General features: G+C 72.4%; 11 protein-coding genes and 2 pseudogenes. 4 read left to right on the top strand and 9 right to left on the bottom strand.

Annotated features, from left to right (window positions below; genetic code table 11):
- Nucleotides 1-83: 83 nt before the first annotated feature.
- Nucleotides 84-2,108, bottom strand: a pseudogene (locus tag ACWD0J_RS03720) (ATP-binding protein); the annotation flags it as partial.
- A 380-nt stretch (nt 2,109-2,488) separates the two neighbouring features.
- On the opposite strand from ACWD0J_RS03720, the gene ACWD0J_RS03725 reads away from it, so the two are divergent.
- Both ACWD0J_RS03725 and ACWD0J_RS03730 read left to right on the top strand, forming a co-directional pair.
- Nucleotides 2,489-3,445: an ABC transporter substrate-binding protein gene (locus ACWD0J_RS03725; protein ID WP_451494099.1), complete on the top strand. Its 957-nt coding sequence runs from the start codon at nt 2,489-2,491 to the stop codon at nt 3,443-3,445.
- A 53-nt stretch (nt 3,446-3,498) separates the two neighbouring features.
- Entirely contained in the window at nt 3,499-5,115 is a 1,617-nt protein-coding gene (locus ACWD0J_RS03730) for an aromatic amino acid ammonia-lyase (RefSeq protein ID WP_451494100.1), read from the top strand.
- 219 nt (nt 5,116-5,334) lie between these two features.
- Here ACWD0J_RS03730 and ACWD0J_RS03735 read toward each other — a convergent pair whose 3' ends face one another.
- From ACWD0J_RS03735 to ACWD0J_RS03765, 7 genes and pseudogenes are all read right to left on the bottom strand, one after another.
- Entirely contained in the window at nt 5,335-5,946 is a 612-nt protein-coding gene (locus ACWD0J_RS03735; RefSeq protein WP_451494101.1) for a GTP-binding protein, read from the bottom strand.
- Entirely contained in the window at nt 5,933-6,292 is a 360-nt protein-coding gene (locus ACWD0J_RS03740) for a DUF742 domain-containing protein (RefSeq protein ID WP_451494102.1), read from the bottom strand. Before ACWD0J_RS03740 ends, ACWD0J_RS03735 begins: the two co-directional genes overlap by 14 nt.
- 1 nt (nt 6,293) lies before the next feature.
- Entirely contained in the window at nt 6,294-6,728 is a 435-nt protein-coding gene (locus ACWD0J_RS03745) for a roadblock/LC7 domain-containing protein (protein WP_451494103.1), read from the bottom strand.
- Nucleotides 6,729-6,739: 11 nt separating this feature from the next.
- Entirely contained in the window at nt 6,740-9,319 is a 2,580-nt protein-coding gene (locus tag ACWD0J_RS03750) for a nitrate- and nitrite sensing domain-containing protein (RefSeq protein WP_451494104.1), read from the bottom strand.
- Between the two features lie 133 nt (nt 9,320-9,452).
- Entirely contained in the window at nt 9,453-10,466 is a 1,014-nt protein-coding gene (locus ACWD0J_RS03755; protein ID WP_451494105.1) for a substrate-binding domain-containing protein, read from the bottom strand.
- Nucleotides 10,467-11,090: 624 nt separating this feature from the next.
- Nucleotides 11,091-11,504 (bottom strand): annotated as a pseudogene (locus tag ACWD0J_RS03760) (DUF6114 domain-containing protein); the annotation flags it as partial.
- Nucleotides 11,504-12,208 carry a DUF6230 family protein gene (locus tag ACWD0J_RS03765; protein WP_451494106.1) on the bottom strand — a complete coding sequence of 235 codons (705 nt, stop codon included), beginning with the start codon at nt 12,206-12,208 and terminating at the stop codon, nt 11,504-11,506. The gene ACWD0J_RS03765 and the pseudogene ACWD0J_RS03760, both read right to left, overlap by 1 nt.
- Nucleotides 12,209-12,979: 771 nt before the next feature.
- Here ACWD0J_RS03765 and ACWD0J_RS03770 point away from each other — a divergent pair.
- Nucleotides 12,980-13,633, top strand: a complete 654-nt coding sequence (locus tag ACWD0J_RS03770) for a Tat pathway signal sequence domain protein (protein ID WP_451494107.1) — start codon at nt 12,980-12,982, stop codon at nt 13,631-13,633.
- A 44-nt stretch (nt 13,634-13,677) separates the two neighbouring features.
- On the opposite strand, the gene ACWD0J_RS03775 is transcribed toward ACWD0J_RS03770, so the two are convergent.
- The gene (locus ACWD0J_RS03775) at nt 13,678-14,664 is read right to left on the bottom strand and encodes a lytic polysaccharide monooxygenase (protein WP_451494108.1); all 987 of its coding nucleotides are present in this window, start codon (nt 14,662-14,664) and stop codon (nt 13,678-13,680) included.
- A 399-nt stretch (nt 14,665-15,063) separates the two neighbouring features.
- On the opposite strand from ACWD0J_RS03775, the gene ACWD0J_RS03780 reads away from it, so the two are divergent.
- Nucleotides 15,064-16,866, top strand: a complete 1,803-nt coding sequence (locus ACWD0J_RS03780; RefSeq protein WP_451494109.1) for a S8 family peptidase — start codon at nt 15,064-15,066, stop codon at nt 16,864-16,866.
- Nucleotides 16,867-16,888: the final 22 nt, after the last annotated feature.

The following is a 16,888-nucleotide window of genomic DNA, read 5'->3' on the forward strand; positions in this document are numbered from 1 at the left end:
TCGTCCACGGGAGCGTTCGCCGTTCTTCAGCGCGCTCGCACAACGTACCTCGCTCGGGCGGTGTGCGCACGCGACGGCGTGTGCTTCGTGGCACCGGCCGCCGTCACCGGGCCCATCGTCAGCAGCAGGGACGACGGGATGGTCACCTCGGCCGTGACACCGCCTCCCGGGGTGCGGGACAAGGTCACGCTCACCTCCCAGCGGCGGGCCAGGGTGCCCACCACGAACAGGCCGAGCACCTTGGTCGGGACCACGTCGAGGCGTTCGCGGCGGATCAGCCGGGCGTTCTCCTCGGCGAGCCGCTCCTCGCTCATGCCCAGGCCGTGGTCGGTGACCACGACCACCGCGCCCTCGGCGCCGTCGTGGACCGTCACCTCCACGGGGCTGCCCGCGGGCGAGAAGGACACGGCGTTCTCGACGAGTTCGGCCACCATCAGCGTGAGGTCGCCGATGATGTCGGGCTCCACCATGACCTCGGTCGCGGCGCGCAGACGGACCCGCTGGAAGCCCTCGATCTGGCCGAGCGCGGCCCGTACCACGTTGGTGAGCGCGAGGGGACCGGAGTCGAGCACCGTCTCACGGATGCCGGCGAGCAGCATCAGGCTGTCGGCGTTGCGGCGCAGGCGGACCGCGATGTGGTCGATGCTGTACAGCCGCTCCAGCAGCGCGGGGTCCGTCTCGCCCCGCTCCACCGCGTCGATCAGCGCCAGCTGCCGGGTGGTCAGGTTGCTGACCCGACGCCCGACGTTGCCGAACATCTCGGCGACGTTGCGCCGGCTGAGCACCTGCCGCTCCAGCAGCGCGGACGCGGTCGTCTGCACATGGTTGAAGGCCTCGGCGAGGTCGCCGATCTCGTCCTTCGCGGTGACCGGCACCTCGCGCAGCCGCGGCGGCGCGGCGTCCTCGGCGTCGTCGTCGGCGACCCGCGCGAGCTCCCGCCCGGCCACGTCGGCGACCTGCCGGGCGGCACCGGTCAGCGCCTGCACCGGGCGCACCACGGAACGGCGTACGAGGACCGCGAAGGCGATCCACACGGCGAAACCGGACAGCGCGATGCCCAGCAGCAGACCCGCGCGCCAGGCGGCCTCGCTGGAGGCGGCGTCGGCCCGGTCGGCGATCTGGTCGATGAGGGACCGGGTGATCTCCAGCCGGGTCTGCGACTGCTCGCGGTAGGCGGGGTAGGAGGCGAGCGCCTCGTTGAACGCCTCGCGGATCCGGTCGGGGGTGCCGGCCTGGAGGTTGCTGGGGTCGATCTGCAGCTCGGCGTAGTGCCGGCCGATGGTCGCCTGGGCGGAGTTGTGCTCGATCCCGCCGAGCTCGTTGGCCTGGGCCTCGGTCGCGAACCGGGCGAAGCGGTCGGCCTGGTGGGAGTACTCGTTCTCGGAGCCGACCGCGCCGATGAACTCGATCAGGGCGTTGCTGTCCCCGGTGCGGGCGGAGAAGACGGCCGTCTCGAAGGCGCTGTGGGCGGCGTCGGCGCGCAGCAGCGAGTCCAGCTGACTGCCGGTGAAGGTGCCGGCCAGGTCCTCGTCGTGGTCCAGGCCGAGGCCGTCGATGAGGCCCTTGGAGGCGTTGGTGTAGGCCGGGTCGATGTTGTCGGCGGGCAGATAGGACTGCTCGATGGTGTCGCGCAGGCTGGTGAGGCCGTTGATCTCGCGCAGGGCCTGGGCCTCGGTGTCCGGCAGCCGGTCGCCGAAGATGTCGCGCACCGTCCGCACCTGGGAGTCCACCGCGGCCTGCGCCTTGCGGTACTCGGCGGCGGAGGGCTGGGTGCCCGGCCCCGACGCCTCGAAGCGCACGGACAGCAGGATGGCCTGCTGGTGCTCGGTCTCCACCCGGTCCACCAGCTCCGCGACCTGGGCGCTGTCCCGGACCAGGCGCGCGGCGGAGTCGGCGTGCCGGGCCTGATCCACCTGCTCGGCGATGAGGTAGGTGAGCAGCACGGCGACCACGGCCAGCGGAACACCGACCAGGACGTTGAGCTTGCGGCGGAAGGGCCAGCGGTCGGCGAAACCCCGGAGCCGCCGCACCCCCCGTGCACCAGGTGAGTCACCCCGGTCCGGTGGCGGTGTCGGCGGGGCGGGCGCGCCCCCTTCACTCGTGGACACCGGGCCTCCTTCGTGGGTGTCTTACGGCGCGCGAGACCTGCACGTGACCGCTTCTGATCGATACGGGGCGGTGTGACACGACAACACCGACGCGGCCCCCGCACGCCACTGTGACCGGCGCCAACTTCCGGGAGACTACAGCCTCTTCGGACACGTGGCCGTGCCACTCCGCGTCAAGAAATCATTACGACACGCGCATGAATCGGCGGATTCGGTGGCGGCCCGGATAAGCATCCTTCACCGTCGACGCACAACCGACTCGCAATTGACCACGCGTCGACGCCGTTTGGTGACCGGACTGCACTTGACTGATCAAGAACACGCTGGATTGGATCAGCGCAAGAGCTTCCGAGCATCCCTCACCGTCCGGAACGGAAATCGTGACTTCTACCGCCGCCCACAGCAGGTCCTTCAGGAGACGTCCCGGCGTGGCCGCCCTCGCGCTCGCCGCCGCCACCGCCCTGCTGGCGGGATGTTCCTCCTCCGACGACACGTCCGACCCGCTGGCCGAGAAGACGGCGGACAACGGCACGGTCGTCGTCGGCTCCAACAACTTCGCCGAGAGCATCCTGCTCGCCGACATCTACGGCGAGGCCCTCAAGGCCAAGGGCATCAAGGTCGAGTACAAGCCCAACATCGGCAGCCGCGAGACCACCTACGGCCTGCTGAAGAACGGCTCCGTCACGGTCCTGCCGGAGTACAACGGCTCGCTGCTCGCCTACCTCGACGCCAAGGCGGAGCAGAAGACGGCCGAGGCGGTGAACGCGGCGGCGAAGGCCAAGCTCGACCCGAAGCTGACGCTGCTGGAGTCGGCGCCCGCCGAAGACAAGGACTCCGTCAGCATCAACGCGGAGACCGCGAAGAAGTACGGCCTGACCGCCTCGTCCTCGCTCGCGGACCTCAAGGACATCGCCCCGGAGCTGGTCATCGGCGGTTCGCCGGAGTTCCAGACCCGGCAGCAAGGTCTGGTGGGGCTGGAGGCCGAGTACGGCCTGAAGTTCAAGTCCTTCAAGGCCCTCGACGCGGGCGGCCCGCTCACCCAGGCGGCGCTGACGAAGAACACCGTGCAGGCCGCGGACATCTTCACCACCGACCCGACCATCACCAAGGAGAAGTTCGTCGTCCTCCAGGACCCCAAGAACCTCTTCGGCTTCGCGAACGTGACGCCGCTGGTGTACAAGTCCGGCCTCTCCCAGGAGGGCGTGGCCGCCCTCAACGAGGTCTCGGCCAAGCTGGACACCAAGTCGCTGCTGGAGATGGACTCCCAGGTGCAGCTGGAGAACGAGGACCCGCTCGACGTCGCCAAGGCCTGGCTGAAGTCGGTCGGCCTGGACTGACCGTCACCGCCTCCGTCAACGCCTTGGACACCACCGCGGACGGAGCGGCGCGGGTGCCCCCTCGAACGGAGGGCGCCCGCGCCGTCCTCGACGGAACCACCCTCGACATCGGCACGCTCGTACGGCTCGCGGACAACGTCGCCGTACCCGTCGTGCCGCCCGAGGCCCGCGAACGGGCGGCCCGGTCCTGGCGCACCGCCCAGCACCTCGCCGCGGCCGGACGCCTCTACGGCCGGGGCACCGGCGCCGGTGCCCGGCGCTCGGTGCCGGTCGACGCGGACGACGAGCGCGGCCACGGTCTCCGCCTGCTGCGCAGCCACGCCGGCGGGGCCGGAACACTGCTCCCGGCCCGCCAGACCCGGGCGATGCTCGCGGTCCGCGCCAACCAGCTCCTGGCCGGCGGCTCCGGCATCCGGCCCGCCTTCGTCGACGCCCTCACCGAGGCACTCCGGCTCGGCGTCCACCCGGCCGTCAACGAGTACGGCAGCCTCGGCACCGGCGACCTGACGGCCCTCGCCCAGACCGGCCTCACGCTCATCGGCGAACGCCCCTGGCTGACCACCGACCCTGCCCCGCCGCACCCGGACGGCGCCACCACGCGGCCGGATCACCCGAGCGCCCCCCTCCCCGCCACCGCGCCACGACAGGCCGCCGCAGCCGCGGCCCCGCTCCGGCCGGCCGCCTCCGCGCACGGTCTCCCGGTCCCCGTGAGCCTGGAACCCGGGGACGCCCTGGCCCTGTTGAGCAGCAATGCCCTTGCTCTGGGGCAGGCGGCGTTGGCCTGTCATGACCTTGATGTGCTGCTGCGTGCCTCGCACGCCGTGACGGCGTTGTCCCTGGCCGCGGTGTCCGGCTCGCTGGAGGCGTACGCCGCCCCGGTGCACGCCTTGCGGCCGTATGCCGGGGCCGCCCGGGCCGCCGCGGAGGTGCGGCGGCTGCTCGGCGCGGGCGAGGCGGGCGGAATGGAAGCCTGGCTGGCGGCCGTTGCCCACCCGCGCCTCGAACCCCGCCGCGTCCAGGACCCCTTCGGCTTCCGTGCCTTCCCCCAGGTGCACGGCTGCGCCCTGGACGCCCTGGACGCGCTCCGGCGGATCGTCGAGGTCGAGATCAACTGCCCGTCGGAGAACCCCCTGATGGCGCCCGACGGCACCGCGGCCTACCACCACGGCGGTTTCTACGCCGCGCCCCTCGGGCTCGCCCTGGACGGGCTCAACCTGGCCCTGCTCCAGACGGCCCAGCTCTCCGTCGCCCGGCTGGCCGCGCTGGGACGTGAGGACCTCACCGGCCTGCCCGCGTTCCTGGCGGCGGGCCCGGCGAGCAGTTCGGGCACGATGATCCTGGAGTACACCGCCAACTCGGCCCTCGCGGAGCTCCGTTCAGGTGCCACACCCGCCTCCGCCGGGCACGCCGTCCTCTCCCACGGCCTGGAGGAGGCCGCCAGCTTCGCCTCCCAGGCCGCCCGGCAGACACTGCGCGTGGTGGAGGCGTACGGCACCGTCCTGGCCTGCGAACTCGTCACCGCCGTACGGGCGTTGCGGATGCACCCCACGCCCCCACCGCTGCCCGTCCTCGCCGCCGCCGCCTCCCTGCCGTCCGGCACCGACGACCGCCCGCTGACGGGCGACGTGACGGCGGCGTCGGAGTTGTTGCCGGTGCTGGCGAGGTGGTAGCTGCCCGGACGTCAGGGCCGCGTCCGTCAGAGGGCCGGATGCCGGGTCCGGGCCCGGACCCGGCACAAGGCACAGCGCTCGGCGGAGCGCGCCTCCCCGGCCCGCCTGCCGTCGTCAGCAGCGCGGCCAGCAGCCCGCAGGGACCTGGGCCGCCCAGAGTTCGACGCCCCGTCCGGCCCACCGTCACCGAACCGCTCAGCGGACCGCTCACCGAACCGCTCAGCGGACCGGACGAGCAGCGCCCGGGGAGCCGTCCCTCCGGTCCACCTCGGCGATCACCTGGTCCAGCAGGGCGACCAGGACGTCCCGGCTGGAGGCCCGCTCCCGCGCGTCGCACAGCAGCACCGGCACATGCTCCGGCAGCGCCAGCGCGTCCCGGATGTCCCCGGGAGCGTACGGATGCCGGCCGTGGAAGCCGTTCACCCCGACGACGAACGGGATGCCCCGCCGCTCGAAGAAGTCGACGGCGGCGAAGCTCGACTCCGGCCTGCGGACGTCGATCAGCACCACCGCGCCCAGCGCGCCGACGGCCAGGTCGTTCCACATGAACCAGAACCGCTGCTGACCGGGCGTACCGAAGAGGTAGAGCACCAGCTCGTCGCTGATCGTGATCCGGCCGAAGTCCAGGGCCACGGTGGTGGCACGTTTGTCCTCGATGCCGTCGAGGTCGTCGACGCCCAGGCCCGCCGCGGTCAGCGACTCCTCGGTACGCAGCGGGGCGATCTCGCTGACCGACGAGACCATGGTGGTCTTGCCGACGCCGAAGCCTCCGGCGATCAGGATCTTCACGGTGTCCGGTGCCGCCGGGGCGGCGGTGTCAGAGCCGGCCAAGACCGTCCCTCACTTTCTGCAACAGGTCCATGTCCGGGGTGCGGAGCGAGACGGGATGCGGCGGGCGGGCGGTGATCAGACCGGCCTCCAGCAGATCGCAGAGCATGATGACGATCACGCTCACCGGAAGGTCCAGCAGCGCCGCGAGCTCCGCCACGGCCACCGGCCGCGCGCACCGGCGCAGGATCCGGGTCTGTTCGGGCTGCGGCCGTGGAGCCCGCTCCGGCGGCGGATCCACCGCGGTCACCGTCGTGATGAGGGTGAAGTCGGCGCGGCTGGGCCGGGTCCGTCCGCCGGTCAGCGCGAAGGGCCGTACCAGCCGCCCCGCCGCGTCGCTTCCGCTCACTTCACTCGCCTGGGGCGGCCGGGGAGGGGCCCACGTGTGCCCGCGGTGCCGCGCTGAGGTGCTCGCCGATCTTCTTCACCAGCATGTTCATCTGGTACGCCACCACGCCGACGTCCGCCCCCGGTCCGGTCAGGACGACCAGGTGGGCGCCGGGTCCCGCGGAGGTCAGGATCAGGTAGCTGTTGGCCATCTCGATCAGCGCCTGCCGCACCGGGCCGCCGCGGAAGTCCAGGCTGACACCCTTGCTGAGGCTCATCAGCCCGGAGGCGGTCGCCGCCAGCCGCTCGGCGTCGTCGCGCACGAACCCGACCGACCTGCTGACGACCAGCCCGTCCTCGGAGAGCACCACGGCGTGGTTCACGTCGGCGACCCGGTCCACGAGACCGGTGAGCAACTGGTCCAGCTGGGTGTCCGTGGCGGGGGTGGGGCGTGTCATGGCGATGTCCTTCATGAGCGGTCGGTGTGGGCGGTCGGGATGGCGGCGGGAGCGGCCAGGGGGTCCGGCGGGGGAGGTGCCTTCTCGTCGGACGGTGGCTTCCCCTCGTACGGTGCCTTCCCGTCGTACGGTGCAGGCTGGTCCTCGTCCCGCGCCGGCTGGTCCTCGTCCGGCGTCGGCTGGTCCTCGTCCGATGGCCGCTCGTCCTTCCGCGACGGCGGCCCGTCCTCGTCCCGGGCCCGGAGCGTTCCGGCCTGGAAGCAGGCGAGCGAGGAGGCGGCGTGCTCCGCGGTGAAGTCCTCGGCGTCGGCCTCCTCGGCCGGTGCGGCCTCGTCGCGGAGTTCGGCGACCAGACTGGTCTGCGGCACCCGGCGGGGCAGGGGGGTGAGCCCGTCGTAGCGGGGCGCGGATGTGGATGCGGATGCGGATGCGGAGGTGGAGGCGGCGGGTGGGCCGGGGGAGGAGAGGGCCCGGACGGCGCGTTCGAGCGCCGAGTCCTGCGAGGCGTCCGTGGCCTTGAGGTCGGCCGGGTCCTTCGTGCCGGCCGGCTCCTTCGTGCTGTCCGGGTCCGCGACGGCGGCCGGGACCGGGAGCGTCAGGGCACCCTGGTCCTTCCCGAGCGGCTCCGCTGCCGTGCCCCGCTCCCGGGGAGCGTCCGCCTCCGAAGCCGCCGGCACCACGATGTCGTGCGGGATCAGCACGATCGCGGTGGTACCGCCGTACGGGGAGGAGCGCAGGGTGACGGCGATGCCGTGCCGTCTGGCGAGCCGGGAGATCACGAACATGCCCAGGCGCAGGTCGTCGGCGAGCGCCACCACGTCGAACTGCGGAGGCTCGGCCAACTGGCCGTTGAGCGAGGCGTAGTCCTCCTCGGACATGCCCAGACCCCGGTCCTCGACCTCCACGGCCAGCCCCTTCGCCACCATCGCGGCCCGCACTCCGACCGGGCTCGGTGCGGGGGAGTAGGCGGTGGCGTTGTCGATGAGCTCGGCGAGCAGATGGATGACGTCGGCCACCGCGGGCGGGGCCAGGCACACCTCCTCGTCGGTGTGCACCTCCACCCGCCGGTACTCGGCGACCTCGCCGATCGCGCTGCGCAGGATGTCGGCCAGGGCGACCGGTTCGGTCCAGCTGCGCCGCGGCTGCTCGCCGCTGATGATCACGAGGTTCTCCTCGTAGCGGCGCAACTGGCTTGCCATGGAGTCGAGTTCGTACAGGCCCTTGAGGACGTCGGGGTCCTGGTGCTCGCGCTCCAGCGCGTCCAGCCGGCTGAGCTGGAGGTTGACCAGGTTCTGGCTCTGCCGGGCGATCCCCAGGATCACCTTCCGGAAGCCGCGCCGGGTGTCGGCGAGTTCCACGGTGGTCACCACCGCCGTGCGCTGCGCGGTGTTGAACGCCTGCGCCACCTGCCCGAGTTCGTCCGAGCCGTAGTCCAGCGGGGGCGCCGCCAGGTCCACGTCGACCTTCTCCCCCCGCTCCAACCGGCGCACCACGTCGGGCAGTCGTTCCTCCGCCAGACCGAGCGTGGCCTCCCGCAGGCCGCGCAGCCGCCGGGACAGGGAGCGGGTGATCCGCCAGGACATGCCCACGCACAGCAGCAGCGCGACCAGTCCGCCGGCGCTCAGCGAGGCGGCCGTCAGCAGCATCCCGTCGGCCTTGTCGGCGCTCCGGGCGAGCAGCGCGGACGTCTGCCGCTGGATCAGGGCACCGTACTGGTCGGAGACCTTCCGCAGCGCGACGGTCCACTGGGCGCGCAGGTCGGGCAGGGCGACCCGGCGGGCGTCGTCGGACGGCCGGGCCGCGAGCACCTGGTCCTCGATGGCCTCCAGGGTCTGCCACTCGGCGCTGCGCAGGATCCGCTCGGTCTCTGTCTTCGCGCTGCCGCGCAGAGAGGGGACGATCTGGTCCTGGACGATCCAGCGGCGGGTGCCCACCAACTGGCTGAACTCGGCCCACGCCTTCTCGTCGAAGTACCCGGACGGCCATGCGAGCGTGAGCCGCGCGTCCTCCTGGGAGACCAGCTCCGCCGCGTGCTCCAGCGCGACCAGCGGACCGGCCTGCGAGGTGAGGTCGCCGTCGTCGACCTGGGAGAGCTCCTGGAAGGCGTGGACCTGGTCGTCGATGATCGAGGTGTACTGGTCCAGCGCCTGCTCGGCGGTGATGTCGGTCGGATCGTCCACCTGGCCGCGGTAGTACTCCAGGCTGCCCACCGACCCGACGACCGAGTACAGCTGGTCCGCGATCCGGGCGGGGGCCCGCTGGATCGCGTCGGAGCGGCCGACGAGTTTGCCGACCGCCGTGTCCGTCTCCTTCCGGGCCCGCTCCAGGGCGGCCCGGGAGCCGGGCCGCGCGGCCAGCCAGGCGGCCGACAGACCGCGCTCCCGCTGGAGCGCGAGGGTGGCCTCGGTGCCCATCGCGCCGGTCGACCGGCTCAGCTCCGTCTGCGACCGCAGCCGCAGGCCCTCGGAGAAGATCTGCCTCGTCGTCACCCCCCACAGCGCGGCGAGGGTGACGCTCGGGACGAGCGCCAGGAGGATGAGGGAAAGACGTATGGAACCGAGGCGGCGCCGGGCACCTGTCCGTCGAGACATGGTCGTCCTTGGGCGGTCAGCGGGGAAGCGGGGGCGAAGAGCGGGGCGAGAGGGGGGCGAGAGGGGGGGGCGGCGGTGGGGAGCGGGCGGGGATCTGGAGGCCTCGGTCCGGCGGCGGTCCGCCGGGAGCCGGTCAGCGTGTTCCGGCGGCGGCGAACCGCGCGACCGAGGCGACGTTCGCCCGGGTGACGAAGGCGGGCCCGGTGAGCACGGGAGCCACCCCGCCGCCGCTGAGGTTGCCGTTCGTCTCGTACAGCCAGAGCGCGTCCACGGCGAGGTAGCCCTGCAGATACGGCTGCTGGTCCACCGCGAACTGCACCTGCCCGTCCTGCACGGCCTCGACCAGGTCCTTGTCGAGGTCGAAGGTGGCGACCCGCGCCTTGCTTTTGGCCGCCTTCACCGACCTGACCGCGGTCAGCGCGAACTGGGCGCCCAGCGTGACGACTTCGTCGATGGTCGGGTCCTGCCGCAGTCGCGCCGTGACGGAGGCGTTCACCGCGTCCATGTCCGTACCCTCGACATAGAGCATCTCGGTCTCGCCGGCGAACGTCTTCTTCACCCCGGCGCAGCGCGCCTCCAGGGCGACGTTGCCCCGCTCGTGGATGACGCACAGGGCGTGGCGGGCCCGCAGGCCGTCCAGCTTGTCGCCGACGGCCCTGCCCGCGAGACTCTCGTCCTGGCCGAAGTACTCCAGCAGCCCCTGGGAACGCCAGGCGGCGATCCCGGAGTTGAGACCGACCACGGGGATCCCGGCCGCCTTCGCCTCGGCGACCGGCGTCTTCATCGCCTGCGGCTTGGCCAGGGTCACCGCGATGCCGTCGACCTTGTCACGGACCGCGTCCCGCACCAGCTGCGCCTGCCGGGCCGGGTCGGAGTCGTTCGCGTACGTCAGCTCGATGCCGTCCTTGGCGGCCGCCGCCCGGGCGCCCTTCTGCACCCGGTCCCAGAAGGCGTCCCCCTCGCCGCCGTGGGTGATCAGGGCGACCCTGATCCGGCCGGTGCCCGCACCGCCCGCCGCGTCCGTGTCCGCGGCGAGCCCGGCGCCGCCGGATCCGGAGCAGCCGGCGAGGAGCAGGCAGAGTGCGGCCGTCAGGGCGGCGGTGCGGAGGAATCCCGGGGAGGCCTGAGGTGGGGGAGGAGTGTTCATGGAGGGTTGCACCTCGCTGTGCGGCCGAGCAAGAGGAACGCGAAAGCCCGGCCGCGGCGCTGGAGTGCGCCGCCGGTTGAACCTTCACTGGCCAGGAGCCAACCGCGTGTGACCGCCGGTAGTCAAGTGATCGGCCGCTCGCAGTGAGTTGTCGGTGCCGCATCGTGATGATCTTTGCCTCGGCGAGACACACCCCCGGCTCAGGGCGGGGCGGGGGCGGGGGCGAGGGCGGGGGAGGGGCGGCTGTGAGGGGGTGGTGGGCCTGCCCGGCGGCGCGCCGGTCATGAGGGCGGTCGGCGGCGCGCGGTCGTACAGGGTTTCGGGCGCCCGGCCCGGCACGGCCTCCGGCGCGCGGCCGAGCGCGCACTGACTCGTGCTCGGCCGCCCGACGCGCTCACCGGGCGGCCGAGCCCGAGGTCAGGCGGGTTCTACGGCGTGCCGCTGGCCGGCCTGCCCCTGAGCCGGCGCTTCCTGAACGGGCGCTTCCTGAACGGGCTCCTCACACAGGGGCTCGTGGCCGGCCGGCTCCTCGCGCCCCGCCTCCTCATGAGGCGTCCCCGCACGGCCCGTCTCCTCATGCGCCATCCGCTCATGCGCCGTCCGCTCACGGCCCGTTCTCGGCTGAGCCCCCGCCGCCTCCCGCGCCCGCTTCCGACGTTGACGTCGGCTCACCCGCGGCTCCTGGTCCGGCAGCCAGCCGAAGGCGAGGCAGCTGCCCACCGCCCCCAGCAGGAGGCCGACGAAGAAACCGCCCAGGTTCGAGGTGAGCCAGGTGCCCAGGGACAGCAGGATGCCGGTGATCGAGTAGAAGAGGCGCTGCGTGGGGTTGAAGAGGATCAGCAGCCCGAGCAGGAACATCAGGGCCGGCAGGAGGTAGCCGGCCAGGCCCTGCGCGCCGATGTGCAGGATGACCTTGAGCGACGCCTTCTCGGTGAGCAGGATCTCCGCACCGCCCAGGGCGAGCAGCAGCCCGCCCCAGAACGGACGGCCCGCCCGCCAGCGCCGGAAGGCGGACCCCTGACCCGGCCGGCCCGGCATCAGCAGCCCTTGTCGCTGAAGCCGAGCTTCAGGCCGGGCAGCTTGAACACCCCTGCGGTGGTCGCGTAGTTGGTCTGCCGCAGGTTGGCGATCCGCACGGTGTCGGCCTGCTGGCTGAACACGCCGATCGGGCCCTTCACGCCGGCCTTGGTGAGGGTGCTGGCGTCGTTGCCGATCTCGATGTTCTTGAAGGCGGCGTCGCCCGACAGCTCGGTCGAGTCGGTGGTCAGATCGCTCGCCTGGACGGGCTGGGCCCCGCTGCCCGCGGTGATGAGCAGGTTGGTGCCGCCCAGGTCGACGCTCTGGCACAGCTTGGTGAGCGTCGCGTTCTTGATGGCGGAGGTGACGACCAGCACCTGGCCGCCGGTGTCTCCCGCGTTGGGGCTGCCCTCGGCCATGTTGTCGAGGCTGCCGAACTGCTCGAATCCGGTGCCGTTGAGTTCGGTGGCGGTGACCGTGAACGGCATGCCGGAGATGGCGAACTGCACGCCCAGCGCTCCCTCGGCCGTCAGGATGGCGAGTCCCGCGGCGACCGCGGCGGCCGGCACCGCCATGATCGCGGCCCGTCGCGCCCTGACCCGCCCGCGTCTCACGGAGCTGCCGGGGGTTTCGGGCGTCGCGGTCGCGGAACCGCTGTCCGTGTTCTCAGGGGTGTTGCCGGCGGACGAGCTGACGTCCGGGGACGGGGACGGGGACGAGGCCATCTTCTGCTCTCATGGGCATAGTCAATGCGATCGGGCTTCAGGTTCAGTGGCACGTTGCCCTGGCGCGGACAGCGAACGGATGCGCGTGCCCCCTCGCAACTCCCGGCGGTCACAGGGGATTTCCTGGTTACGCATCAGTAGCCGATGGGGAAGTTACCGGCGGTTACATTCGAGGGTCAAGCATGTTGTGCGAAAAGGGTGCCGGTTGTGTGCCACCTGTGCCCGGACTGCTCCCCCGGTGACAAAAAGGCCCCGGCGGGCGCACCAACTGCCGTGACACGCCTTGACGTTGACTGACCATCAGGTCTACAACTCTCCCTGGCTCGCCAGGATCCGTGGCGCCGGATCCAGCCGCTTCCCGGACGTTCTGTCCAGTACGGGCATGTCATCGCCCGCGTCCGACCTCCACGGCACCCGCACGGTCGCTTCCCCTTGAGGCCGCGCCGGGCAGTCTGTCCGGCCGGCCCGGCCGGAGGCCCTCCCCCCATCGGGTCTCCGGCCGGTCACCGGCCGGCTGCCGCCGCCGGTCCGTCACGTACGGAGAAGGCGTCACGGGCCGGCGACGGCGCACTCCGCACCGCGCGCCCCGCCTTTCCTGGAAGCCGCACTCCGCACCGCACCCCGCCTGTCCCTGGAAGCCGCACTCCCACCTCGGGAGCCGAACCCCCCACCCCGAAGCCGCACCCGCACCCCTGGAAGCCGCACCCGCACCGCGGGAACCGGCTCTCCCGCCGCGGGCATCGGTCCCCCACCCCAGAAAGAGGCACCCGCATGCGTACTCGATCCCTCCTCACCCTCGCCGGAGCCGTCGCCGCCCTCACCCTCCCGGCGGCCGTTCCCGCGTCGGCGGCCGAGACCCCGGTCCTCACCACCGGCGGGCTCGGCGGTACGCCCGTCGCCGTCGGCGACGTCCTCACCGCGCCGCTCGCCACCGGCACCACCGCGACCCTCTACTCCAGCGCGACCGGCACCAGCGGCATCTCCTGCACGTCCTCGCAGTTCACCGCCACCGTCACCGACAACCCGGCCGCGCCCGGCACGGCCACCGAGTCGGTCACCGCCCACACCTTCGACAGCGGCAGCTGCACCGCCAACGTCGTCGGCGTGCTCGGCGTCACCAGCATCACGGTCAACAACCTGCCGTACGCGACCTCCGTGAACTCCGACGGCACCCTCACGGTCACCCCGGCGAGCGGCTCCGCCATCCAGACCACGGTCGTGCTGCGCACCCTGCTCGGCAGCATCAACTGCGTCTACCGGACGCCCAGCCTGATCGGAAAGGCCGACAACGCCGACAACAGCATCACCTTCACCAACCAGCAGTTCACCAAGGCGTCCGGCTCCTCGCTGTGCTTCGCCAACGGCTACTTCACCGCGAAGTACGCCCCGGTGACGGACGGCGGCGCGCCGGTCTACGTCAACTAGCGCGGCGGGCGACGCACGTCGGCCGGCACCGTCGCGCCGGACGGTCAGCGCCGGCGCATCCGCAGCGCCAGAGCGGCGCCCCCGGTGAGGAGCAGCACCGCGGCGGCGCCGCTCGCCAGCGTGGGGGCGGAGGAGCCGGGGTCCACGTCGGCGGCGGAGGCCACCGGCGTGCTCCCGGGTGCGGTGCCGGCCTCGGAAGCGGCGGAGCGGCCGGCGGGCGGCTCACTCGCTGGTGCGGCGCGCTTCCCGGCCGGCGACGGACGGGCGCTCGCGCGGTCCTGCCCGCTGTCCGCCGCGGCCGGGACCAAGGCCTCGGCTGCCGCACTCGCCGGCCCGGAGCCCTCCGCTGCGGGCCTCTGCGCTCCCGGCCCCTGCGCCCCCGCGCTCTTCGCCGCCGGGAACACCACGTCCGAACACGAGTAGTAGGTGTCCGGCGTGCTGCTGTTCTGCCAGACCGTGTACAGCACGTGCCGTCCCGCCCGGTCGGACGGCAGGGTCGTCGTGAATCGGTACGCCCCGTCCGTCAGTGCCGGGTCCTTCACCTCCGCGAAGGGTTTGTCCGGCAGGTCGGACCAGGTCAGCGGTCGCGCCGGGTCGTATCCGGGCTTGGTGAGATAGAGCCGGAACGTGCCGGTGTGCGGGATCGTCGAGACGTACCGCATGGACAGGGCGGCGCCCGGGGACAGGCGGGTGGACGGCCAGTCGGGGCGGGCGAGGTCGAGGCCCCGGTAGGCGGGCAGCCCGCCGCTGCACAGCTTCCCGTCGGGGACGGTCTGCCGGTCCCGCCCGTTCACGTTCGCGACGCGCAGGTTGTCCCAGGCGGTGAAGGGCGAACCGTTCGCGGCGACGGCGGCCCGGCAGGCGGCGGTGCCGGTGGCGCCGCCGTCGGGGGAGCAGCCGTGGACGCGGCTGACCGGATCCGTCGGGGCGCCGTGCGCCACGGCGGGCGCCGCCGCCCACATCCCCAGCAGCAGGGAGGTCGAGACGGAGACCGCCAGGGCGGTGGTGCGGTGTGCGGTGGTCCGGGACATCCGGAACATCTCCTCGGCCGGGGCGGAACGGTCTGGCTTCTGTGGGTGCACGGACCGCTGCCGTCCAGTACGGGAAACCGGCCGGGCGCGTTCACGGGGGTCCCAACCCGCGCAAAACGAACCGTTCCCGGTCAACTGCCCGCTGTCGAGGGTGGGTTTCCGGCCGGATCAAGGGTTTCCCCTGTATCCCGATGACCTGCCCTTTGCCTATCGTTCGACCACAGCTGACCCACAGGTAACCCCGGACGGGTCACACCCCGCGTCTGGCCGGCCACCGCGCGCTCCTCAATGCCCCCACCGCTGCCAGCAGCACCGCTGCACACTCCCCGCCGCTTCACCGCCGAAGCGAATCGACCACCGCTCCGTGCTGCCCGGAGTACGGCCACGAAAGGCAAGCCCTTGCGCACCTTCCCCACCTCCGGACGGAAGTTGATATCCGTCGCCGCGGTCTCCGCGGCCCTGCTGACGGCCACCACCGCCTCGGTCGCCGTCGCCCAGGAACCCGCCCCCAAGGCTCCGTCCCTCCCGGCCGCGTTCACCGAGGCCGCGCCCGGCACCCCGGCCGAGCGTCTCATCGTCGGCTACAAGTCCGGTGCCGCCGAGGCCGGATCGAACACGGCCGCCGAGGCCGACGCCGCGGCCAAGGGCAAGGAGACCGGCGAGGACGTCGACTTCCAGCGCCGCCTCGGCACCGGCGCCGCCCTCGTCGACCTCGGCGAGCGGCCCAGTTCCGCCGACGTGGCCGACGTGGTCGCCGAGTTCAGGGCCGACCCGCAGGTCGCCTATGTCGTCCCGGACCGCCTGAACACCGCGAAGGCCGACCCGAACGACACCGAGTACGCCAAGCAGTGGGACCTGTTCGAGTCCACGGCCGGCATGAACGTGCCCGGCGCCTGGAACACCACCACCGGCACCGGCGTCACCGTCGCCGTCATCGACACCGGTTACGTCGCCCACAGCGACCTCGCCGCGAACATCGTCGGCGGCTACGACTTCATCGCCGACACCGCCGTCGCGGTGGACGGCAACGGCCGCGACAGCAACCCGGCGGACCCGGGCGACTACTACGCCGCCAACGAGTGCGGCTCCGGCATCCCCGCGAGCACCTCCTCCTGGCACGGCACGCACGTCGCCGGCACCATCGCCGCGGTCACGAACAACGGCAAGGGCGTCGCGGGCATCGCGTACGGCGCGAAGATCTCCCCGGTGCGTGTGCTCGGCAAGTGCGGCGGCTACGACTCCGACATCATCGACGCCATCACCTGGGCGTCCGGCGGCACCGTCTCCGGTGTGCCCGCCAACACCAACGTCGCCAAGGTCATCAACATGAGCCTGGGCGGCGACGGGGCCTGCACCTCGGCGACCCAGAGCGCCATCAACGCCGCCGTCGGCCGCGGCACGACCGTCGTCGTGGCGGCGGGCAACGAGAACGACAACGTGGCCAACCACTCACCCGGCAACTGCGGCAACGTCATCTCGGTCGCCGCGACCAACCGCACCGGCGCCAAGGCCTCGTACTCCAACTACGGCACCCTCGTGGACATCTCGGCGCCCGGCGGCCAGACCAGCACCGGCACCGCCAACGGCATCCTGTCCACGCTCAACTCCGGCACCCAGACGCCGTCCACGGAGTCGTACGCCTATTACCAGGGCACCAGCATGGCCACCCCGCACATCGCAGGCCTGGTCGCGCTGATGAAGTCCGCCAACTCGGCGCTGACCCCGGCGCAGATCGAGACCGCCGTCAAGAGCAACGCCCGCGCGCTGCCCGGCGCCTGCTCCGGCGGCTGCGGAGCGGGTCTGGCGGACGCCGCCAAGACGGTGACGGCCGTCAGCGGCGGCGGTACGTCCACGGGGGCGACCTTCGCCAGCACCACCGCCGTCACCATCCCGGACAACGGGTCCGCCGTCGAGTCCTCCCTGGCCGTCAGCGGCCGCAGCGGCAGTGCCCCCTCGGCCCTCCCGGTCGGCGTCGACATCACCCACACCTACCGCGGCGACCTGGTCATCGACCTGGTGGCCCCGGACGGTACGGCGTACCGCCTGAAGGCCGCGAGCTCCTCGGACTCCGCGGACAACGTCACCACCACCTACACCGTCAACGCGTCCTCCGAGACGGCCAACGGCACCTGGAAGCTGCGCGTCCAGGACACGGCCGCGCAGGACACCGGCAGGATCAACGGCTGGAAGCTGACGTTCTGAGCGAGGTCCCTCGACCGGGCGG

This window comes from Streptomyces sp. NPDC003011 (assembly GCF_053591515.1).